The sequence below is a fragment of the Nocardia sp. NPDC059240 genome (assembly GCF_042753865.1).
Taxonomy (GTDB): domain Bacteria; phylum Actinomycetota; class Actinomycetes; order Mycobacteriales; family Mycobacteriaceae; genus Nocardia.
The window spans coordinates 263,221-285,233 of record NZ_JBHZAC010000004.1; the positions used below are offsets into that span (position 1 = coordinate 263,221).

Below are 22,013 nucleotides of genomic sequence, written 5' to 3' on the forward strand. Positions count from 1 at the left end.
GTGTTCTAGCTATCCGGCTGGCGCCAGTCGCTACCAAGTTCATCGCAGTACCGAGACAGCTCCCCCGGGACTCCCGTCCCGCCGCAGGAAAGCGAGTCATCATGCGCGTTCGAACTCTCGCCGCTACGGCCGCCACCGCTACCGGCCTCGCTCTCGCCGGATCGGCCGTGGCCGGAAATGCCTCCGCCGCAACCCCGTTCGTGATTCCGCAGATCGGTGCGGTCGGCGTGGAACTGTCCCCCGGAGAGACCCAGGGCCTGGCGAACGGCCCGCTCCCGGCACTGGTCGACCGGTTCGCGCCGGACGGCGCGGTGTCGGTGATCATCCAGCCCGATTCGAAGCTGCCCCAGGATGCCGATTACATCTACGCGGATATGCCGTCGATCGTCGGGGAAGCCGCAGCTCACCCGGGCGGATCGGTGGACCTGGTGGTCGACTCCGAGGGTCTGGCCGTCATCCAGGTCTGGTGAGCCCCCTCCACTGCCCATATGCATTGCGCCCCATGCTCGTTCGAGCATGGGGCGCAATACTGTGCCGAGAGGCCGCTCGGACGGTCAGGGGACGAGTACGTCCAGGACGCCCGGGTTCGCGCGGAACAGGGCCGGGAGCAGACCCACCGGATCACCGTCGGCGGTAGCGGGGGCACCGGGGGCGGTCAGGCGGATCTCCTTGGCCTTGTACTGGACCATGGCGGGGTGGTCGACGCGCTTGCCGGAGGACAGGGCCGGGAGCAGCCGCAGCATCTCCAGGCGGGACATGGCCTTGACCACGGTCAGGTCCAGCAGGCCATCGTCGATGAGGGCGTCGGGGGCGACGAGCATGCCGCCGCCGTAGGTGCGGGTGTTGCCGACCGCGACCATGACCGCGTCGAGTTCCAGCACGGTGCCATCCGGGTGGTCGGGCGAGCCGGTGAGTTCGATCCGGTAGGGCACGGCCAGCTTGCCCGCGAGTTCGATGAGGGCGGCGACGGTGTAGCGCATCGGGCCGTTGGGCCAGCGCAAGGCGTTGGCGCGCAGGGTGACCCGGGCGTCGAGTCCGGTACCGGTGACGGTGGCGAACCACACTGCGCGGCCGGATTCCTCGGTTTCCACCGTGCCAAGGTCGATGGCGCGGGTCTTGCCGGCCAGCACGGCGGCGACCGCGGCGGCGGTGTCGTCGGGGATGCCGAGTTCCCGGGCCAGGTCGTTGCCGGTGCCGCCGGGCACCAGGCCCAGTGGGATGCCGGTGCCGACCAGGGCCTGCAGCGTCACGCAGGTCAGGCCGTCGCCGCCCGCCGCCACCACCGCGTCCGGACGGGCGTCCGGGTCGGCGAGGGCCTTGCGCACCAGGCGTTCGGTGTCGGCGGCCGAGTCGCCCTGGATCGCGGTGACCGCGATGTCGTGCCCGGCGAAGAGATCGGCCGCCTCGACGGCCACCAGCGCGCCCTTGCCGTGCCCGGACAGCGGGTTGGTGACCAGGGCGATGGAGCGGATCGTTCTCACGGAATCAGCTTCCCAGGGTTGAGGATTCCGGTGGGGTCGACCGCGTTCTTGACCGCGCGTAGCACCTGGACACCCAGGTCGCCGATCTCGTCGGTCATCCACGGGCGGTGATCCGCGCCGATGGCATGGTGGTGGGTGATGGTGCCGCCCGCGGCCACGATGGCGTCACCGGCGGCCCGCTTGGCCTTGGCCCACTGCGCGATCGGATCCTCGGCCTGCTTGCCGACGACCGTGAAGTACAGCGACGCCCCGGTCGGGTACGTGTGCGAGATGTGGCACATGACAAGCGCGGGAGTGCCCTGGGCGGTGAGTGTATCGGTCAGCGCCGCAGTCACCTTCGCCTTGAGGTTGGCGAGATTCGACCAGCTGGTGGCGGTTTCGAGGGTTTCACAGAGCACGCCGACATCCAGCAGCGCGTCCCGCAGGTACGGGGCGGCGAAGCGGCCGTGTTCCCAGTCCTTGGCGGGGTTTTCGCCGAGCGCGGTGCCACCGGCGGCGGCCAGCAGCTCGATGGCCTCGACGCTGCGGGCGGCGACATGCGCGGCGGTGCCCTCGAAGGTGGTGACGGCCAGGCAGCCGCCGACGGCCGCGCCGCCGATGTCCCCGGCGCGGGCCAGGTTCAGGCCGGTCTCGGCCTCGTCGGACAGCCGCATGACGGTCGGGGCGGCCCCGGCCTGGATGACGGTGCGCAGCGCGGCCGCGCCGGTGGCGAAGTCGGGGAACGACCAGGCCTGGTAGGCGGTGGTTTCCGGGACGGGATGCACGCGCAGGGTGACGGTGGTGATGATGCCGAGGGTGCCCTCCGAGCCGGAGAACAGTTCGCGCAGGTCGGGTCCGGCCGCCGAGGCGGGGGCGCGGCCCAGGTCGAGATCGCCTGCGGGGGTGGCGATCCGCATGCGCATGATCATGTCGTCGAAGCGTCCGTAGCCGGCCGACGCCTGCCCGGAGGAGCGGGTGGCCGCGAACCCGCCGATGGTGGCGTATTCGAAGCTCTGCGGGAAGTGGCCGAGCGAAAGCCCGTGCTGGGCAAGCAGTTCCTCGGCCTGCGGGCCGGACAGGCCCGCACCGAGGGTGGCGGTGCCGCTGACCGGGTCGATGTCGGTGAGCGTGTCGAGGCGACGCAGATCGACGGCGATGACGGCCGGGAAGCGGCCGCGCGCGGGGTCGAGCCCGCCGACGACGCTGGTGCCGCCGCCGAACGGCACGACCGCGATCGCCTTGGCGGAGCAGTACTTCAGCACCGCGAGGACTTCGTCGTGGTCGGCGGGGAAGACGATCGCGTCGGGCGCGTCCTGTTCCCCGTCGGCGCGGCGGCGCAACAGGTCCGGCGTGGATTTGCCGCCCGCGCGGAGCAGGCGGTCGCGGTGGTCGATCGACAGGTTCTCGGCTCCGACCACCGCGACCAGCCCGGCGTGCTGTTCCGGCGTGAGCGCCGAGGCGCGCAGCGGCACGTCGCCCTCATCGCGACGGGTCACCGGCTCGCCGGACACCCCGAATACCTGTGCGAGCAGTCCCCGAATCTGATCGGGCAGCGGTTTGTGTCCGGATGGGGAGCCCCAGGCGTCCCACACCATACTCGCGCGGGCCTGCGGCTCGCCCGGGTTTGCGGCAACGGCACCGGCCGTCGATGGGGTGGATGCTTGTGTGTCGACCATGCGTTACAGTGTGACATAGAATGTCAAGCAGTAACGGATACTACTCTCCGGTGGTGCCAGCCATGAGTTCGACCGAATCATCCTCCGCCGTCGACCGCGCCATCCTCGACGCGGCGCGCGCCTGCGTGGCCGAGTTCGGAGTCCGCCGCACCACCCTCACCGAAGTGGCCCGCCGCGCGGGCGTCAGCCGCCCCACCGTGTACCGGCGCTGGCCCGACACCGGGTCGCTGGTGGCGGATCTGCTGGTGCGGGAACTGCGCGAGATCATCACCGACACCGCGCCGCCCACCGGCTCAGCACGTGAACGACTGGTCGGTTCGATCGTCGGCGGGGGCGCGGCCATCCGCCGCAATCCCCTGTTCGCCAAGATCTTCCGCGCCGACACCGACATCATGCTCACCTACGTCTTCGAACGCCTGGGCCGCAACCAGCGCGCCCTCATCGACCTGTTCGCCGCGGCGATCCGGGAAGGCCAGGCCGACAACTCGATTCGCCCCGGCGACCCGGAACACCTGGCCGCCATGCTGCTACTGATCGCCCAATCCGCCGTGCAATCAGCCACCACCTTCTCCCCCGTCCTGGACGCCGACCACCTCGACACCGAACTAACCCACGCCCTAACCGGCTACCTCACCCCCACCCCCTGATCGCCGAGTGGCACATTCTGGGGCCGATTTCGGACAAATCACCTCCGAAATGTGCCACTCGGCGAATCGCAGCACTGATTGAGAGGTCCACTGATGGCTCGGAATGCGACTCGGAGCGATTCGGCGCTGAATTCGGCACGGCGACAGCGGGAACTGGTCGAGCTGGGGGCGGGCGAGACCGTCGACGTCCTGGTGATCGGCGGCGGAATCACCGGTGTCGGTGTGGCTTTGGATGCCGTGGCGCGTGGGTTGCGCACCGTGCTGGTGGAGAAGCACGACTTCGCGTTCGGGACCAGCCGGTGGAGTTCCAAGCTCGTGCACGGCGGGTTGCGGTATCTCGCCAGCGGCGGGGTGGGGATCGCGCACGAGAGCGCGGTGGAGCGCGACATCCTGTTGACCCGCACGGCACCGCATCTGACGCGGGCGCTGCCGCAGGTGGTGCCGTTGCTACCGAATATCGGTGCGGCGCAGAAGATGCTGGTGCGCACCGGGTTCCTGGCCGGGGATGTGCTGCGGCGCGCGGCGGGGACCTCGCCGTCGGTGCTGCCGCGCTCGCGACGTATCGCGGCGGCGGAGGCACTGCGCTTCGCTCCGACCGTGCGACGGGATGGACTGCGTGGCGGATTGCTGGCATGGGACGGGCAATTGGTGGATGACGCGCGACTGGTGGTGGGCATCGCCCGCACGGCCGCACGGGAGGGCGCGACGGTGCTCACCCGGGTCGAAGCCACGAATGTCACCGGCACCTCAGCGACCCTGACGGACACGTTGACCGGCGAAACCCTGGATGTGACAGCCCGTTCGGTGATCAACGCCGCCGGAGTGTGGGCAGATCAAGTGGATTCGAGCATCGAGTTGCGGCCCTCGCGCGGCACCCACCTGGTGTTCGACGCGGCGGCCTTCGGTGGGCTCACCGCCTCGCTGACCGTGCCGATCCCGGGCAGCACCAGTCGTTTCATCTTCGCGTTCCCGGCCGCGCACAACCGGGTGTACCTGGGGCTCACCGACGAGGAAGCGCCCGGCCCGGTGCCGGATGTCCCGCACGCCACCGACGGCGAGATCGACTTCCTGCTCGACACCGTCAACACGGTGTTGCGGGAGCCCTTGAGCCGCAGTGATATCCGCGGCACCTTCGCGGGTCTGCGCCCGCTGCTGCGCACCGGTGACGACAGCACCGCCGACATCTCCCGCGAGCACGCCGTCCTCACCTCACCGACCGGCGTGATCACGGTGGTGGGCGGCAAGCTCACCACCTATCGGAAGATGGCAGAGGACGCCGTCGACGCGGCCGTCGCTCACGCCCGCCTCTCCGCCGCGCCCTGCCGGACCCGCACCCTGCCCCTGGTGGGAGCGGTGACCGGCGCGGCCCGGGATGCCATCGCGGCCCCGCCGCGCCTGGTCGAGCGCTACGGCAAAGAGGCCGCGACGGTTCTCGAACTGGCCGAACGGGATCCGGCTCTGGCCGCGGAGGTCGCCCCCGGAATGGATGTCACCGCAGCCGAATTCGCGTTCGCCGTCGCCTACGAGGGCGCACTGGACGAATCCGATCTGCTGGACCGCCGCACCCGCATCGGACTGGTCGACGCGGACCGCAAGGCCGCCGAACCCGCCGCGCAGGCCGCATTCTCCTGATCGAGAGGCTTTCTCTCGGACCGTCTAGTTGAAGACGTTGCAGCCGGAGCCGGTGGCGAAACCGGTTCCGACGTGGATGTCGACGTACGGGAAGACGTCCTCGCTGTTGGGGTGGTACTGCCAGATCTGGAGGCGGTGCTGCCCGGTGGTGGCGGGTGTCCAGCGGATCTGGGCGAGTGCGCCGGAGGGGTTGGCGACGCCGATCGGAACACTGTTGTCGTAGAAGACGACCGGGGTGACCGGATCGTCCACGCGGGCGTCGAGGTCGTAGCTGCACCCGGTGCCGTAGTTGCTGGCCATGCCGAAGCTGAGGCCCGGGTCGATGCCGACCTGGACGGCGGTCGCCCCGGCGGGGGCGGCCAGTGCGGCGACGGTCGCGAGCGTGGCGCAGCCGGCGACGGCCGCGGTGGTCCTGAAGATCGTGCCCATCATGGTTCGGTCCTCATCGGTGATGCCGGGCCCGGTTGCACCGGCACGATGCCTCGATCCTCACCCGCGGGTCCCCGATATGGGTCGCATTGCGGCAATCTGGCCGGATCCGTGTCGCTGCGCGGGCGCGCCACGGGGCCCTATGCTTGGCTGCGAGTTCGTGAGCGGCTTGGCCGTGATGCGGTGAGCGCCGGGAGAGGGAGGCGCGGATGGGTCGAATTCCGACGACCGTCGGGCTGGTTCCGGGGGCGGGCCTGGTCGCCCGGTTCGGGAACGTGGTCCTGTTCCTGCACGGTGAAAGCGGTTCCACCGATCGGATTCTCGGGGCCGCCGAGGCCGCGGCGAGCGCCGCCGATCCAGGTGTGGCGATCGCGCAACGGCTGGCGGCGACGGTGTTCTCCGCCGGTTCCCAACCACCCCCGTTCGGTGTGGTCGCGCCGACCGCCGACGGCATCCTCATCCTGCTGCGCGGCGCGGTGACGGCTTCGGTCGACGGCCCCGAGGGTGCCCGCACCCTCTCCGGCGAACGCGCCATGACCTGGGCAGACGAGATCGTGCGAGATCCGGTGCGCCGGCTCACCGTGATCGCCGACGGTGCGGGTAGCGCGGTCGCCCACACCGACCTGCGGGCCGGAGTCGTGGTCGGCGGCGGCTTCGTACTGAACGCCCCGGTCTCCGGGCTGGCGACCGCGCGCCCGGCCGAAACCCCACCCCAGGCAGATGCGAAAGCAGCGGAGGCCGGGCGGCTTTCCCCGGCCTCGGCCGCCGAGTCGGCGAATCCACGCAATGCCGCCACCACCCCCGCGCCGGGCTCACGGCTGGACGGGGAGCAGCGGCCACGGGTGCCGGATTCGCGGGTGCGGATCGAGGTGCAGGCGGATGGGCCCGAGACGCGCGCTACACCCGCGGTGAACGAGGTGCCGCCGGAACAGGCGCACGGTCCGCGCGCTGCCGGGCCGGACCTGGCGAAAAAGGGTGGGGCTGCGAGTGGTTCGGGCGCGGCGGGTTCGAATACGCCGGCGCGCCGGGCCGGTCGTCCGGATCCCGAGGATCAGCCGCCTACCGCCGCATACAGTCCCGAAGCGGATGCCCCGGAGGAGCCGCGGGCGCGCGGCGCGGGTCCGGCGTTGCCGATCGCGGCGGCGCAGCCTGCCACGCCGCCGCCCACCACCTCGACGCTCGCGGCCGTGGGTGGCGCGCTCACGGGGACCGGGGGTGAGGTGTATCCGCTGGATCGGCCGTATGTGATCGGGCGCGACCCGATGATCGACGAGGCGGTGCGGCGGGCGGTGGCCTCCCCCATCGTGATCGCGCGCGATCGGCACGTGTCGCGGGTGCATGCCCGGGTGTTCATCGAGAACGGACTGGTCTACGTGCGGGATGCCGGGACGCCCGGCGGGACGTTCGTGGCGGCTCCCGGCGCGGCCGACTGGGTTCGGGTCGGGCAGCGGCCGACGGAATTGCCGATCGGCTGGAGCTTGCGCATCGGCGAACGAATCCTCACATACCGCCTCAACTGAAGCCCACCGCAAGACTCGAGCAGCTGCCGCACCACGGACCAGGCCCCTGACGCGGCACATCCGACCGCCAACCGCTGCACCGACGACGGCCGATCAATGCAGGGCGGACCAGTCTCCCTGCTGCAAGGCGTTGCGCGAGAACGGCGGAATTTCCATCCGAGTGCGGACGGCCTGCTGGGCGGCGGCCACCTCGCCGGGGTGGTGGCCGAGCACGATCGCGCCTACGGCCCGGCCGCCGGAGATGACCAGGCGGCGGTAGGAGGGTCGCGGGGAGGCGTCGACGACGATCACCTCGTCGCGTTGCCCCGGCTCCACCTGACCGATGCTGAACAGTTCCAGGCCCACCCCTTTGAGGATGGTGGCGGGGGTCTCGGCGGTCAGCACCTGATCGCCGCCCAGGGCGTTGACGGCGGCGGCCTGAGCCTGTTCGGCTGCGATCGGCCACAAGCCCAGGACCTTGTCGCGATGCTCGGCCACATCTCCGGCCGCGAAGACGTTGGGTGCGGCGGTGCGCATGCGGTCGTCGACGAGAATGCCTCGGCGCGTGGGGATTCCGGCACGGGCGGCCAGTTCGGAGTTGGGCCGGATGCCGACGGCGGTGAGGAACACCTCGCACGGCAGGACGGTGCCGTCCTTCAGCACCACGGCCCGTACCGGATCGGCGCCGGGGAGCGGGTCGGCCCCGGGCGCTCCGGCGGGCCCGGGCACTCGCGCGACGTGGGTTGCGGCATTCCTGGAATCGCCTGTCAGCGCGGCGGTTTCGGCGCGATGCCGGACCTCGATCCCGGCCCGGGTGAAGTGGTCGAGGACAATCGCCGAGGCGCGGGCGTCGAGTTGCTTGCCGAGCAGGCGGGGGCCGCGTTCCAGCACGGTGACCCGTAATCCCAACTGGTGCAGGGCGTATGCGGCTTCCAGGCCGAGCAGGCCGCCGCCCGCCACCACGGCGCGGGTGCACGACCGCTGCTGGGCGTAGGCGCGGATGTCGAGGGCGTCGGAGGCCGTGCGGAGCACGAAGCTGCCGGGGCGGTGCAGTCCGTCGATCTCCGGCAGGGCGGCGGCCGCGCCGGTGGCCAGGATGAGCCGGTCGTAGGGCAGTACGTCGCCGGTGCCGAGGTGGACGCGCTGGGCACGCGGATCCAGCCGGGTCGCAAGGGTATTGAGCCACGGGTGGATGCCGTGGTCCTCGTACCATTGTTCGGGCAGCAGGTGCAGGCCCTGCATGGCGGAGCGGCCAGGGATCAGCCGGGAGATGCCCATGCGGTTGTAGAAGTCGTGGGATTCCCGGCCGACCAGGTGGATTTCGCAGTCGGGGTGGCCGCGGCGCAGGAAGTCGGCGGCGGTGACACCGGCGATGCCGTTGCCGATGACCACCAGGCTCACCAGCGAGCGATCGAAATTGACGGGACGGTCACCGGCGCCGCGACCGGGTTCGGGGGTGAGCGACACCCGGACCCCGCCACCGTCCACGCGCGCACAGCAGGCCATCCGGGTGTTGGCGGCGAAACCCAATCGCCGCAGGGTGTTCCGCTCATCGGCGGTGGGCTCGCACAACCGCTCGGCACCGTCGAGGACGGCGACCGGGTCGGCGCCGCAGACACCCATCCGGCAGCCCGACTCCAGCGGCAGATTCGCGCGTTCGGCGAGTTCGAGCAGGCTCGCGCCGGGCTCGGCGGCTACGGCGGTGCCGTCGAAGTCCACCGAAGCGCCTGGGGCAGGCGCGTTCTCGTCGGTGCGCAGGCGCGGGAAAGGCAGCACCACGGGCGCGGTGCGGGCCCCGGTGGTCAACGCGTATTGCAGCTCGCTGACTCGGGTGCGGGCCAGGAACGCGACGGTGGCCGCGAGAATGAAAAGACTGATCGGCCAGCGCATCCAGGCCGCACTCACGCCCGTAATAGTGGTGAACGAGCGCATCAGCACGGGTCCGGCGAACCAGTAGAAGACGTTCAGCGCCACGGCCGCGTACACCGCCGACAGCATGGACGAGCTGACCGGGGTCAGGGCCTCGACCGCGAAGTACACCCCGATCGCGACGAGCAGCGAGACACCCAGCGCCAGATAGCGATTCGGCACCGACAGGCTCGTATGCCCGGCCAGCACCAGGAAGCCGAGCACGAATCCGGGCAGTGCCGCCACGAACAGCTTGCGCGGCGCGGCCCAGCCGCGTTCCGGGTCGGCCATATCGGCCTGGTAGGCGGCCCGCGGCTTGAAGTCGAAACAGTTCTTCGCGCAGCCGACGCACGGTTGGCAGTGATTGTTGGCGATGGTGACGAACGGGGTCTGCCCGTAAGCGCGCTGCAGCGGGAAGAGCGGGCAGATGCTGCTGCACCAGCCGCTCTTCCCTTTGAAGACGACGCCGCCGGTGAAGGCCGCCAGCAGGACGGCGGAAAGCACTGCGCCGGTGGCGATTCCGCTGCGGTCCAGGCCCGCCACCCGCGATCCGGCGATTCCGAAGAACAAGGCGACGGCGATCAGATACCCGCGCTTCTGCAACCAGACCGGCGGGGTGAGGGCGCGGGTGAAGCCGAACAGTCGCGGCAGCTGATTGGTGGCGGCCAGTGGACAGGTGTTGCGCCACAGGCCGGGTGCGATGAGGAACAGTCCGGGCAGCAGCGGGACGATCACCGCGAAGAACCAGAACAGCCCCGCGGCGGGTCGCACGAACAGGGTGACGACCAATGCCACGAACAGCGCGATGCTCACGAAACGCGCGGCTCGCCACACCGGCAGCGGGATCCGGCTGGGCAGTTCGGTGAAGGCGGGGAACAGGTTCCGTTCACCGGTGGGGTCGAGGCCGAGGACGCGATTGGCGAGAGTCACCCAGCGCGGGAGGGGCGCGGCCGGGCCGGGCGGGCGTGGGATCGCCCCCGACGGCCCCAGCACGGTCGACGATCCGTCGTGGCCTTCGATGTCGGCGGTGGGGGTGTGCAGCACCAGAATCTCGCAACGCCCCAGCCGCACCACGTCACCGGTGGCCAGTTCGCGCCGCCCGGTCAAGGCCACGCCGTTCACGGTGGTGCCGTTGCGGCTGCCCAGGTCGACCACCGACAGTGCGGTCGGCGTCGGCACCAGCCGCAGATGCTGGCGGGACACCCCGCTGTCCGACAGCACCTCGTGACTGCCGGTACGGCCGAACACGATCGGCCCGTCCAGCGTGCGCCGCCGGGCGGGCCGCCCCCACTCACGAATCTCGATGACCGGCCGCCCCGCCATGCTCTCCACCCCACTCCTGTGCAGCCGGATCCCCGCTGCGCTCGTGCCTATATCGCCTGAATCCAGGCTCACCATTACCGTGACCGGCAATCCGGCCGCGCTCCCGCCGATCGTCCGTCGCGAACCCGCCGACACTCACGGCGTTCAGGCGCGCTCCCGGAGTCGTTGCACCCGCACGTAGCGGTAGCGCTTGCCGACCCTCCGGAACCCGGAAGCCAGCGCCAGCCCCGCCGCGATACCGCCTGCGACACAGGCGATCACGCCGAGCACCGTGGGTTCGTGACCCAGCAACACCCAGGACGCACCGACCGCCGCCACCCCGAGCAGACCCACGCTGATCGCGAGCCCGACGGTGGAGGCGAATCGCGCACTCCCGCGCCGCAGCGTCCGCGCATTGGATTCGGCATACGCACCGGCGAACAGCAGCAGAAGCAGCAGCCCGACCGCGGTCGCCGTAGTCGTCGACCGCTGCTTCGTCCGCATCCCGAACTTGTAGACAGCCGTCTCGGCCCCATTGCGCGACAACGACAATTCCCCGGTCAACCGCCCAGCCAACACATACTTGTTCACCGGCGCACCCACCTCCCCCGCCCCACCCTGCAACGTAGAGGTCTGTCCCCCAACCCCCACCCCGAGCACATCCACCGAAAGCTTCGCCGCATCCGCATCACTCCCGCTGACCGTGATCGCCACCGGCTTCGACAAATCAAGATCAACCACCCCCGCAGCCGGATCCACCCCACCGACCCGAATCATCCCGGCAGGCGGCACATTCCGCTCCGCCGCCCCCACCCCGAGCAAAGCCACCGCCCCGGTAGCGACAACCAGCACCGCCGCCACCAGAAACGGCACCCGAGGCGAAGGCAACGTCACCACCCGCTGCACGGGCACCAGATCCCCCCGCGCCACCTCCGCCAGCCGCACCCCACCATGCTGAATCGGCTCCTTGGGCCGCACCCGAAGCATCTGCCCAGTCGGCGCACCCTGCGCACTCGGCGGGACGAACCCGACCGGCATACCCACCTGGCCGAAACCCCGAGGTGCGCCCGCCGTTCCGGGGCCACCTGGCGCACCGGCTTGCCCAGGCCCTCCCTGCATCGGCGCCATTCCAGGGCCTCCCCCCGGCCGCAGCGTCGGCGCGCTTCGCGACCCGCCCGCGCCACCCATAGCGGCGGACGCCGGTCCTGAGCTCATCCCACGATCGCCGGTCCCATGCGAAGACGCGGGAGAGTCCGAGCGTGATCCGGCCGGGTTCCCTGATCCACTCTGACCGCCCGCTGCTGCCGATCCGCTCGGCTGAGAACCGCGGCCCGGCGGGGTCCGGGGCTGCCCCAAGGCTTCGCGGGAGAGTGAATCGGCGGTCGCAGCGTAGGGCGAATGGCGGGGCGGATTCGATTGCGGGGCAGGAGTCATCGCGCCCGGCGGCGGTGTCATCGCCCCCGGCGTCCTGGAGCCTGGTGGCGGCGTGCTCGCGCCGCCCTGCGGGTTCATCCGGCCGGGTTGCGGGCCTCGCCGAGGAGACTGCGGGAGCGCCCCGCCGGGTTGGGGAGTGTGGGGGGCGGGTTGTGGTGTTCGTCGGCCGGGCTGCGGAGTGGGCGGGCCGGAAGGCGGGTTCCACAGGCTGGATTGGGGTGTGCGCTGGCCGGGGTGGGGGCGGGAGCTGCCGGTGGCGGCGGCGACTATGGTGTCGGCGCCGATTACCGGGATGCCTACGGGGGTTAGCCAATTCGCGCCCCAGAGGTGGGCGGCGGGTTCGGCGAGGGCGATGCCGAAGGTTTCGGCGGTGTCGTAGCGATCGGCCGGGTCGGGGGCCAGGCCGCGCATGACGGCTTCGGCGATGGGCGGGGGGATGAAGGGGGCTACTTCGGTGAGGGGGACGGGGTCGCCGTAGGCGTGGGCGAAGAGCAGGGAGAGGGCGTCGGGGCCGGGCGGAAAGGGGAGCATGCCGGAGAGCAACTGGTAGAGCATGGTCGCCAGGGCGTAGACGTCGGTGGCGGGGGAAAGTTGCTGGCCGCGTACCTGTTCGGGGGCGATGTAGGACGGGGTGCCGATGATTTCGCCGGCCCGGGTCACCAGGGTCTCCTCGCCGCCGACGATCTTGGCGATGCCGAAGTCGGTGAGTTTCAGCGCGCCGTTGGCGGCGAACATGAGGTTGGAGGGTTTCACGTCGCGGTGCAGGATGCCGCCGCGATGCGCCGCGTCCAGTCCGGCGGCGCACGACAGGGCGACGGCCAGGGCGGCGGTGGCCTCGAATCCCGCTGTGATGAAACGATTCTCGACGGTCCCGCCCGGCAGGTACTCGAGTACCAGCAGGCACAGGTCCTCGTGCTCGACGTAGTCGTACACCGGCACCACGTGCGGATGGTCCAGCGCCGCCATCACCCGCGCCTCGGCCACGAAGCGCCGCCGCACCTGCATATCGTCGGCGAACTGCGGCGGAATCTGCTTGATCGCGACCCGCCGGCCGAGCCCCCGATGCACCCCGGCCAGCACCACCCCGCAACCGCCGCGCCCGATCTGACCGCCGACCTCGTACCCGGGCAGCGCTGCCCGCACCCGCGCCAGCTCGGCGTCGGTCAGATTTCCGACACTCATCGCCCGGTCCCCCCGCTCCGAAAGCCCGGCCCCTCAGGCGAATTCCGCGCCGTCTCGGCCGGAGTGTTCAGCACCGTCTCGGCGGGCGAGATCTGCGTCGGGTCACCCGGCAGGCTGCGGATGGTCGGTTCATCGTCGCCCGGTGGTGGCACCGGCGGGCCGGCTTTGCCCAGTTCCACGCCGCGTCCGAAGGTGGTGTCGCCGAAGCCGCGCGGCGTGCGCGGGCCCATCACGGTCGGCAAGCCGCCCGAGTTCGGGTCCATCGCCGAGGCCAGTGGGCCGTGGCCCGGGTAGAGGCCACCGGTGTTGATCTTCTGGGTTCGGTCGTCGGCTCCCGGAATGGGTTGGCTGTAGGCCTGATCGGGCGCAACCGGCTCGAGGTCGCGGAAGGTGCCGCCGGGCTGTCCTTGCGGAGGCAGGTCGGTGTACGTCCCGCCGTAGGGCGGATTCGGTCGCGCCCCGGCCGGGAACAGTGCCTGGGCAGGTATGGCCGCCGCACCGCTGCCGGCCGGGAAGCCGAGCGCGTCGAGTTCCTTGGCGGCGGCGAGGTCTTCGGGATCCAGTCCCAGATCATCGGATTGGCGTGGTGTGGGCGAGAGGTAGCCCACCAGGAAGAACACCGCGGCGATGGCCCCGGCCAGCGACAGCCACAGCGCGGTGCCCGGCACCCACCACCGCGCCACCGAGGCGGTGAAGCCGATCATCAGGCCGATGCCGAGTCCCGGGGCGAACAGCCGCAGCCCGCGCTGCCAGCGATTGGCCGAAAGCCGGTGGCGCGCAACGGTGAGCGCCGCGTCGGCGATCGCCAGGCCGGTGAGCACGGCGAGGATGATGCCGAACAGGCCGTACACCGACACCAGCGAACCGCGCACGTCGATGACGGTGTGCTCGGAAGTGAGCGGTTTGCCGTCCCCGCCGATCAGGGTGAGGTCCGAGCCGATCAATCCGGTGGCCTGCCCGTCGAGTCCGGCCGGATCCAGCCGGTAGGTGAGCTTCTCGGTCTTGCCCGCCGCGACCGTCAATTCGACTGTCGTGGAATAGGAGTAGAAGTTCAGCCCGAGCACGTGCCCGGCCAGATCCACCCGCCGGATCGATACCGAGTTCGCGGTGGGGTTGGTGACCTCGACGACGACCAGCACCACCTTCTTGGGATCCAGGCGCACCGGGTTGTCCGCGTTCGCCCCGGCGATCGCACGGCCGTCGATGGTGGCCTTCGCACTCACCGCACCCGCCGCCTGTGCGGTTCCGGCCTCGAAAACAGCTGCCAGGAACAGGAATACGGCCAGCAGAGCCGCTACCGCGGGCCCCCCTCGCGCGGAACTGCGACTCGTCATCATGGCCTCCGTGCGGGCAGATGGGAGATCAGGCGGTGGCCGTAGAACCAGCCGCCGATGAGCAGGAAGAACAGCAGTACGGTCATGGTGGCCGCGCCGCCACCGACCTGACTGACCAGCACGATGTCCAAGGGAGCGGCCAGTTTCCGGCCGCAGTCGGCGGTCACCTCGTGCTGACCGATCTCGGTGCCGCCGGTGACCAGGGTGGCCTCGAAACCGCCATCCGAACGAGCCTTGGTGTCACCCGCCGACGCACCGCCGATCGCAAGGCGCACATCGGATCCCGGATCACAGCCGGTGCCGCTGGCCGTCACCGGCGCACCGGGCGGCACCGCGGGCGGGTTCAGCGACAGCCCGGAGGTCTGCACCGGAACCGGCGCGGTCGTCGTGGGCACCACGCTCGGCGGGACAGCCGCGGCCGTCGTGGTCGGCGGCGGAGCAGCCGGGACAGTGGTCAGGACCGGCGTGGTCGGTACTGGATTCGGTTGCGGATTCGGTTGCGGCTGAGGTTGATTCCCGGTCGACGGCTTCACCGGCGTGGTGATGACCGGCGGCGGGTTGGACTGGGTGGTCGGGCAGTAACCGCTCGCGGGCTTGACCGACCCGTCGGGACAATATTGCGGCTGTGCCGAGGGACAGACCCCACTCGACGGCTTCACCGAACCATCGGGACAGTACTGCGGCTGGGCCGACGGACAAATCCCACTCGACGGCTTCACCGAACCATCCGGGCAATACTGCGGCACCGCCGAAGGACAAACTCCGCTGCGCGGCTGCACCGAACCGTCGGGGCAGTACACCGGTTGAGCCGAGGGGCAGACGCCGCTGTCGGGCTTTACCGAACCGTCCGGGCAGTACTGCTGTTTCGGTGTCGTCGGGCACGTCCCCCACGTGGGCTTTTCCGAGCCGTCCGGACAGTATTGCTGGACCGGTTTGTCGCAGGCGGTGCCGCAGCCGGGCGTCTTGGGTTCGCCGGTGTCCTTGTTGACGGACGGGCCGTCGTGGGTGCCGCCGCAGTCGGAGCAGTTGTACTTCGGCTGCACGGTAGGCGGATTCACCGTGGTGGCGGGAACTTTCACCGGTGCGGTGTACTGCGGCGCCTGGACCGATACGGTGGTGATCGGAACCTGTTGGGTGGCATCGGGATTGGCCCAGCCGACAGCGGCCGGTGTAACGAGCGCGATGACCGCCGCGACCAGAAGGAACAGCCGCAGGGTTCGGGGTGAAAATCTCACCGCGCGGGTTGGTTTCGCATGCCGGTCCCCACCGGCACGCCGAACAGAATACGGATGTGTCTTCATCGGCGTGACCCCTCGCTTGTTCGATGGTAAGGCCAACCGAGCCCGCCGCCCTGTCTATCGCGGCAACGATCACCCACGTTGACGCAGAAGACTGACCAGTCCGGTAAGTCGGGCGTTCCGGACCTACGATGCGAGTACCGACTGGGACGGCCGCCGCGCCGGAGAGGACAATCGTCACCATGCATCGTGCCGCGCCGAAGAGCGATATCGACGAGTCGGAACTGACCGTCACCGCGCCCAAGACCGAGGCGGCGGGCATCAAGGCGGTCACGGTCGCGCTCGAGCGCGCGGTCGAGGAGATGGGCGTGGTCCGCACCGCCCGCACGCTGACCCGGGTGAATCAGCGGCACGGCTTCGACTGTCCGGGCTGCGCGTGGCCGGAACCGAGCGGGCGACGGCGACCGGCGGAGTTCTGCGAGAACGGGGCCAAGGCCGTCGCCGAGGAAGCGACCCTGCGCACCGTCACCCCGGAATTCTTCGCCCAGCACAGCATCGACGAGCTCGCCGAGAAGTCCGGCTACTGGCTCGGTCAGCAGGGCCGCCTCACCCACCCGATGGTGCTGCGCGAGGGCGACACCCACTACTCCCCCATCGCCTGGGACGACGCCTACCGGCTCATCGCCGACGAGCTGCGCGGCCTGACCTCCCCCGACGAGGCCGTCTTCTACACCTCCGGCCGCACCGCGAACGAGACCGCCTTCCTCTACCAGCTGCTCGTGCGCAGCTTCGGCACCAACAACCTGCCCGACTGCTCCAACATGTGCCACGAGTCCTCCGGCACCGCGCTGACCAGCTCGATCGGCATCGGCAAGGGCTCGGTCACCATCGACGACTTCAACAGCGCCGACCTGATCATCGTGGCCGGGCAGAATCCGGGCACCAACCATCCGCGCATGCTCTCCGCGCTGGGTGAGGCGAAGGCGCACGGGGCCAAGGTCATTGCCGTCAATCCATTGCCGGAGACCGGGCTGATCGGGTTCAAGGACCCGCAGACCGTAAAGGGTTTCACCGGCGGCATCACCATCGCCGACGACTTCCTGCAGATCCGCCTCGGCGGCGATATGGCCCTGTTCCAGGGCCTGGGCAAACTACTCTTCGACGCCGAGGACGCCGCGCCGGGCACCGTGGTGGACCGCGCCTTCGTGGACACGCACACCGCGAGCTTCGCCGAATACGAAAAGCAGATGCGCGCAGTCGATCTCACCGTCGTCGAGCAGGCCACCGGCCTGTCCCGCGCGGATCTCGACCGCACCGCGAAGCTGCTGGCCGAATCCAAGGCCACCATCATCTGCTGGGCGATGGGCCTGACCCAGCAGGTGCACGGCGTCGCCACCATCGAGGAAGCCACCAATCTGCTGTTGCTACGCGGCATGATCGGCAAGCCGGGCGCGGGCGTATGCCCGGTGCGCGGCCACTCCAATGTGCAGGGCGACCGCACCATGGGCATCTGGGAGAAGATGCCCGAAACCTTCCTCGCCGCCCTGGACCACGAATTCGGCATCACCAGCCCACGCGAACACGGCTTCGACACCGTCAATGCCATCCGCGCCATGCGCGACGGCGGCGGCAAGGTGTTCTTCGGCATGGGCGGCAACTTCGTCTCCGCGACCCCCGACACCGAGGTCACCGAGGCCGCGCTGCGCAATTGCGCTCTCACCGTGCAGGTTTCGACCAAGCTCAACCGCAGTCACGTGGTGCACGGCCGGACCGCGCTCATCCTGCCGACGCTGGGCCGCACCGATGAGGACACGCAGAACGATGTGCGCCAACAGGTTTCGGTCGAGGACTCGATGTCCATGGTGCATCTGTCCACGGGCCGACTGACCCCGGTCAGCGATCAATTGCGCAGCGAAGTCGCCATCGTGTGCGAGCTCGGCGAGGCCTTGTTCGGACCCGGCCACTCGGTGCCGTGGGCAGAGTTTCGAAGCGACTACGACAAGATCCGCGACGCCATCGCGAACGTGGTGCCCGGCTGCACCGACTACAACGCGAAGGTACGGGGCCGCAACGGTTTCCAGCTGCCGCATCCGCCCCGCGACGCCCGCGAGTTCCGCACCGCCACCGGCAAGGCCAACTTCGCGGTCAACGATCTGCACTGGCTGCCGGTCCCCGAGGGCCGTCTCATCCTGCAGACCCTGCGCAGCCACGACCAGTACAACACCACCATCTACGGTCTCGACGACCGCTACCGCGGCATCCACAACGGGCGGCGCGTGGTGCTGGTCAATCCCGAGGACATCACCGCCCTCGGATTCGCCGAAGACGATCTGGTGGACGTGATCTCGGAATTCGAGGACGGCACCGAGCGACGAGTGATCGCCTTCCGCCTGGTCGGCTACGCCACCCCGCGCGGCAATGCCGCCGCCTACTACCCGGAGACCAATCCGCTGATCCCGCTGGACCATGTGGCCCGGCGGTCCAACACGCCCGTCTCCAAGGCCGTCACCATCCGCCTCGAACCCCACATCCACACCGCATGAGCAGAGTCACCGCCCGCCGCCGCACGTTGCGCATCTCCCCGAACGGCATCGTCACCCGCCCCGACACCCTGGCCGTGGAGGAGCCGCTCGAAATCCGTACGGGCGGACAGTCTCTGACGGTCACCATGCGCACGCCGGGCGCGGACATCGATCTGATCCACGGGTTCCTCTACGCCGAGGGCATCATCGACTCGGCCGACGACATCGTCACCGCCCGCTACTGCGCGGGCACCGACGAGAACGGGCAGAACACCTACAACGTGCTCGACGTCCAGTTGCGCACCCCCCGGCCGATCACTCCGCGCCCCTTCCTGACCAACAGTTCCTGCGGCCTGTGCGGCAAGACCGCCCTCGACGAGGTCCAAACCAAGCTGCGTCACCGGATCCCGGCGGGCATGCCCCGAGTCGAGATCGACACCCTGGTCAAGCTGCCCACCGAATTGCGGTCCCGCCAACAGGTTTTCGACGCCACCGGCGGCCTGCACGGCGCGGGCCTGTTCACCGCCGACGGCGAGGCGCTGGCGGTGCGCGAGGACATCGGCCGCCACAATGCCGTCGACAAGCTGGTCGGCTGGGCCCTGCGCGAGAACCGGCTGTCGGCGAACGACCTCATTCTCATGCTGAGCGGGCGCGCCTCCTTCGAACTGGTCCAGAAGGCCGCCATGGCCGGGATCCCGATCGTGGGCGCGGTCTCGGCGCCGAGTTCGCTGGCGGCAGATCTGGCCGCCGAGTCCGGCCTCACCCTGATCGGCTTCCTGCGCGGCGAATCCATGAACGTCTACTGCGGAGAGGACCGGCTCGCTCTGTGAGCCCGGACGTCCACAGGGTGGGTCTACGGGGCTTCTTCCCGCCGCCCGGCTGTTAGGCTCCGCAGTAGAACACGTTTCACTTTTGATGGGAGTCTCTCCATGGCAGCGCAGCCCCGGGATGTCGTCGAGCAGTACGTGAAGTTGGTGGCCACCGGCCCGACGTCCGCGATCGTGGACCTCTACGCCGAGGACGCCGTCGTCGAGGATCCGATCGGCACCCCCGAACGCCGCGGCCACGAGGCCATCGGCGAGCTCTACAAGGCCCTGGAAAACCTCGACCGGGAGACCGAACTGCACACCGTCAAGGTCGCGGGCAACAAGGTCGCCGCCCACTTCACCCTGGTCACCGTGTCCAACGGGCACCGCATGACCCTCTCCCCCATCGACGTGATGGAACTGAACGACGAAGGCAAGATCGTCGCCATGCGCGCCTACTGGAGCGCCGACGACCTGAAGATGGAGCAGATCTAGCCTCCGGGCTTGTCCCCTCCCCCTTCCCGAATTACGGTGGCAGCACAGTGATTCGGCGAAGGTGGGAGGGCCTGTGCGGATCTCGTTGCGCGGCACCGGTGATGGACTACGGGTCAACCTCCGCCTGGAGGTGAACCGGCGGCAATGGATGGCACTGTTCGGCCTGCTGGGATTCTTCACCGCGGTCGGCGTGATCACCGGGCTGTGGGCGATCGTCGCACCCGAGTCCTTCTACGACAGTTACCCTTTCGGCCTGCACTGGGTGCGCGGCGACGGCCCTTACAACCACCATCTGATCACCGACGTGGGCGCGTTCTTCCTGGCGCTCGGCGCGATCAGCGGGTCCGGGCTGTGGTACCGCGACAGTGTCATCGCCCGGGTGGCCGGGTTCGGCTGGCTGGTCTTCGGCCTGCCGCATGCCATCTACCACGTCATGCATCGCCCCGAGGCACTCAGCACGATCAGCTACACCTTCGACATCCTCGGGGTGCTCCTGCTGCCGGCGCTGGCCCTGGCGATTCTGCTCGTCGCGCCCCGCGAACGGTTCCCCGTCCCCGAGCCCGCACCCTTCACGCTCAAACTTCCCCGCCGGCAGCCTCCGCGCCGATGAATTCTCCGGTGCCGCACCGTCGTAACAGGTGACCCGACCATACCGATTTTCGGAGTAACGGAGTAAAGGTTCAACGGCGAACCACGGGGGATCAACGGCGATTCTCACCACGGGCGCGATCGGCTCCACCGACCGTCACCGACTCCACGGCCTCCCGGGAACGGCAGGCCCACAGGAGAACATCATGGAACTGTCGGTAACCCAGTTCCTCACGATCGACGGCGTCGACCAGGCGCCGGGGGGACCGGAGGAAGCTCCGAGCGGGGGGTTCGCGCACCTCAGGGGCTTCCCCTGAAACCCCTTCCACGAGAAACAAATCGGCTCCGCGAGAAGTTCTCTCGCGGAGCCGATTCTTGGTTTCGATGTGGGCCTAAGCCGACTTTTCCCGACGCTCCGGGGTCTGACGCTTGCGGGGAACGATCGTGGGTAGCACGTTGTCGTTCACCGTGTCGGCGTTCACGACCACCTTGGCCACGTCATCCCGGCTGGGGATGTCGTACATGACCGGGAGGAGCACTTCCTCCATGATGGCGCGCAGGCCACGAGCACCGGTGCCCCGCAGGATCGCCTGATCCGCGACGGCTTCCAGGGCGTCCTGGGTGAACTCCAGATCCACGCCGTCCATCTCGAACAGGCGCACGTACTGCTTCACCAGGGCGTTCTTCGGCTCGGCCAGAATCCGGACGAGGGATTCCTTGTCCAGGTTGGTGACCGAGGCGACGATCGGGAGGCGGCCGATGAACTCGGGGATCAGACCGAACTTGATCAGATCCTCGGGCATCACATCCGCGAAGTGATCGGCGGTGTCGATCTCGGCCTTGGAGCGGACCTCCGCGCCGAAACCGATGCCGCGCTTGCCGACCCGGTCCTGCACGATCCGCTCGAGACCGGCGAACGCGCCCGCCACGATGAACAGCACATTGGTGGTGTCGATCTGGATGAACTCCTGGTGCGGGTGCTTGCGACCGCCCTGCGGCGGCACCGACGCCTGCGTGCCTTCCAGGATCTTCAGCAGCGCCTGCTGCACGCCCTCACCGGACACGTCACGGGTGATGGACGGGTTCTCCGACTTGCGGGCGATCTTGTCGACCTCGTCGATGTAGATGATGCCCGTCTCGGCGCGCTTCACGTCGTAGTCCGCGGCCTGGATCAGCTTCAGCAGGATGTTCTCGACATCCTCACCGACGTATCCGGCCTCGGTCAGCGCGGTCGCGTCCGCGATGGCGAACGGCACGTTCAGCATCTTGGCCAGCGTCTGCGCCAGATAGGTCTTGCCACAGCCCGTCGGGCCGAGCATCAAGATATTGGACTTCATCAACTCGACCGCTTCACCGCGGGAGTCCCGGCCCTTGTCGCCGGCCTGAATTCGCTTGTAGTGGTTGTAAACCGCCACTGCGAGGGTCCGCTTGGCGGCATCCTGCCCGATCACATACTGCTCGAGGAAATCCCGGATTTCCGCGGGCTTGGGCAACTCGTCGAGCTTGACCTCGCTGGATTCGGCGAGCTCTTCCTCGATGATCTCGTTGCACAGGTCGATGCACTCGTCGCAGATGTACACCCCCGGTCCCGCAATGAGCTTCTTGACCTGCTTCTGGCTCTTTCCGCAGAACGAGCACTTCAACAGATCGCCGCCATCACCGATGCGCGCCATCTCCTGGGTCCCTACTTCCTTGTCCGCGTGCAACCGTCTGTCCCCGGTTGCCGGCGAGCTGCCTTCTTCGAGCGTATGCCGCGACCCCTGAGTTTGCGGATCCGGCGATTCGGCTGTGTATTCCACGATGCCCCATAACGAGCATCTGTGCTGGATCCAAAAGCAGAGCCGACAACCACGAGCAAAGG

At 69.3% G+C, this 22,013-nt stretch carries 16 protein-coding genes; 8 read left to right on the plus strand and 8 right to left on the minus strand.

Going from position 1 to position 22,013, the window contains the following annotated elements; all coding sequences use genetic code 11:
* Positions 1-101 precede the first annotated feature (101 nt).
* Positions 102-470, plus strand: a complete 369-nt coding sequence (locus tag ACFXHA_RS15835) for a hypothetical protein (RefSeq protein ID WP_379357186.1) — start codon at positions 102-104, stop codon at positions 468-470.
* Between the two features lie 84 nt (positions 471-554).
* On the opposite strand, the gene ACFXHA_RS15840 is transcribed toward ACFXHA_RS15835, so the two are convergent.
* Together ACFXHA_RS15840 and ACFXHA_RS15845 are read right to left on the minus strand one after the other, a co-directional pair.
* A complete protein-coding gene (locus ACFXHA_RS15840) occupies positions 555-1,481 on the minus strand; it encodes a diacylglycerol/lipid kinase family protein (RefSeq protein WP_379357188.1) in 927 nt (308 codons plus the stop codon).
* Positions 1,478-3,055: an FAD-binding oxidoreductase gene (locus ACFXHA_RS15845; protein WP_379358282.1), complete on the minus strand. Its 1,578-nt coding sequence runs from the start codon at positions 3,053-3,055 to the stop codon at positions 1,478-1,480. The genes ACFXHA_RS15840 and ACFXHA_RS15845 overlap by 4 nt, the downstream gene beginning before the upstream one ends.
* Positions 3,056-3,198: 143 nt before the next feature.
* On the opposite strand from ACFXHA_RS15845, the gene ACFXHA_RS15850 reads away from it, so the two are divergent.
* Complete coding sequence (locus ACFXHA_RS15850) at positions 3,199-3,783, plus strand: TetR/AcrR family transcriptional regulator (RefSeq protein ID WP_379357190.1); 585 nt, start codon at positions 3,199-3,201, stop codon at positions 3,781-3,783.
* A gap of 93 nt (positions 3,784-3,876) precedes the next feature.
* Positions 3,877-5,415: a glycerol-3-phosphate dehydrogenase/oxidase gene (locus ACFXHA_RS15855; protein ID WP_379357192.1), complete on the plus strand. Its 1,539-nt coding sequence runs from the start codon at positions 3,877-3,879 to the stop codon at positions 5,413-5,415.
* A gap of 24 nt (positions 5,416-5,439) precedes the next feature.
* On the opposite strand, the gene ACFXHA_RS15860 is transcribed toward ACFXHA_RS15855, so the two are convergent.
* Positions 5,440-5,847, minus strand: coding sequence for a hypothetical protein (locus ACFXHA_RS15860; protein WP_379357194.1), 408 nt, complete (start codon positions 5,845-5,847; stop codon positions 5,440-5,442).
* A 206-nt stretch (positions 5,848-6,053) separates the two neighbouring features.
* Here ACFXHA_RS15860 and ACFXHA_RS15865 point away from each other — a divergent pair, with 206 nt between their 5' ends.
* Complete coding sequence (locus ACFXHA_RS15865; protein ID WP_379357196.1) at positions 6,054-7,364, plus strand: FHA domain-containing protein; 1,311 nt, start codon at positions 6,054-6,056, stop codon at positions 7,362-7,364.
* Positions 7,365-7,457: 93 nt separating this feature from the next.
* On the opposite strand, the gene ACFXHA_RS15870 is transcribed toward ACFXHA_RS15865, so the two are convergent.
* The 4 genes from ACFXHA_RS15870 to ACFXHA_RS15885 all read right to left on the minus strand — a co-directional run bounded on the left by ACFXHA_RS15870 (position 7,458) and on the right by ACFXHA_RS15885 (position 15,738).
* On the minus strand, positions 7,458-10,574 hold the full coding sequence (locus ACFXHA_RS15870) for an FAD-dependent oxidoreductase (protein ID WP_379358284.1): 3,117 nt from the start codon (positions 10,572-10,574) through the stop codon (positions 7,458-7,460).
* 144 nt (positions 10,575-10,718) lie between these two features.
* Entirely contained in the window at positions 10,719-13,169 is a 2,451-nt protein-coding gene (locus ACFXHA_RS15875) for a protein kinase (RefSeq protein ID WP_379357198.1), read from the minus strand.
* Complete coding sequence (locus tag ACFXHA_RS15880; RefSeq protein ID WP_379357200.1) at positions 13,166-14,503, minus strand: hypothetical protein; 1,338 nt, start codon at positions 14,501-14,503, stop codon at positions 13,166-13,168. Before ACFXHA_RS15880 ends, ACFXHA_RS15875 begins: the two co-directional genes overlap by 4 nt.
* Entirely contained in the window at positions 14,503-15,738 is a 1,236-nt protein-coding gene (locus ACFXHA_RS15885; protein WP_379357202.1) for a hypothetical protein, read from the minus strand. The genes ACFXHA_RS15880 and ACFXHA_RS15885 overlap by 1 nt, the downstream gene beginning before the upstream one ends.
* A 245-nt stretch (positions 15,739-15,983) precedes the next feature.
* Here ACFXHA_RS15885 and ACFXHA_RS15890 point away from each other — a divergent pair, with 245 nt between their 5' ends.
* The 4 genes from ACFXHA_RS15890 (at position 15,984) to ACFXHA_RS15905 (ending at position 20,174) form a co-directional block, all read left to right on the plus strand.
* Complete coding sequence (locus tag ACFXHA_RS15890; RefSeq protein WP_379357204.1) at positions 15,984-18,284, plus strand: FdhF/YdeP family oxidoreductase; 2,301 nt, start codon at positions 15,984-15,986, stop codon at positions 18,282-18,284.
* On the plus strand, positions 18,281-19,093 hold the full coding sequence (gene fdhD, locus ACFXHA_RS15895; RefSeq protein WP_379357206.1) for a formate dehydrogenase accessory sulfurtransferase FdhD: 813 nt from the start codon (positions 18,281-18,283) through the stop codon (positions 19,091-19,093). Before ACFXHA_RS15890 ends, fdhD begins: the two co-directional genes overlap by 4 nt.
* Positions 19,094-19,192: 99 nt before the next feature.
* Positions 19,193-19,564 (plus strand): nuclear transport factor 2 family protein, encoded by a 372-nt coding sequence (locus tag ACFXHA_RS15900; RefSeq protein WP_379357208.1) that lies wholly within the window; start codon positions 19,193-19,195, stop codon positions 19,562-19,564.
* A gap of 73 nt (positions 19,565-19,637) precedes the next feature.
* Positions 19,638-20,174 carry a hypothetical protein gene (locus tag ACFXHA_RS15905; protein WP_379357209.1) on the plus strand — a complete coding sequence of 179 codons (537 nt, stop codon included), beginning with the start codon at positions 19,638-19,640 and terminating at the stop codon, positions 20,172-20,174.
* Between the two features lie 370 nt (positions 20,175-20,544).
* Here ACFXHA_RS15905 and clpX read toward each other — a convergent pair whose 3' ends face one another.
* Positions 20,545-21,825 carry an ATP-dependent Clp protease ATP-binding subunit ClpX gene (clpX, locus tag ACFXHA_RS15910; RefSeq protein WP_379357211.1) on the minus strand — a complete coding sequence of 427 codons (1,281 nt, stop codon included), beginning with the start codon at positions 21,823-21,825 and terminating at the stop codon, positions 20,545-20,547.
* Between the last annotated feature and the right edge of the window lie 188 nt (positions 21,826-22,013).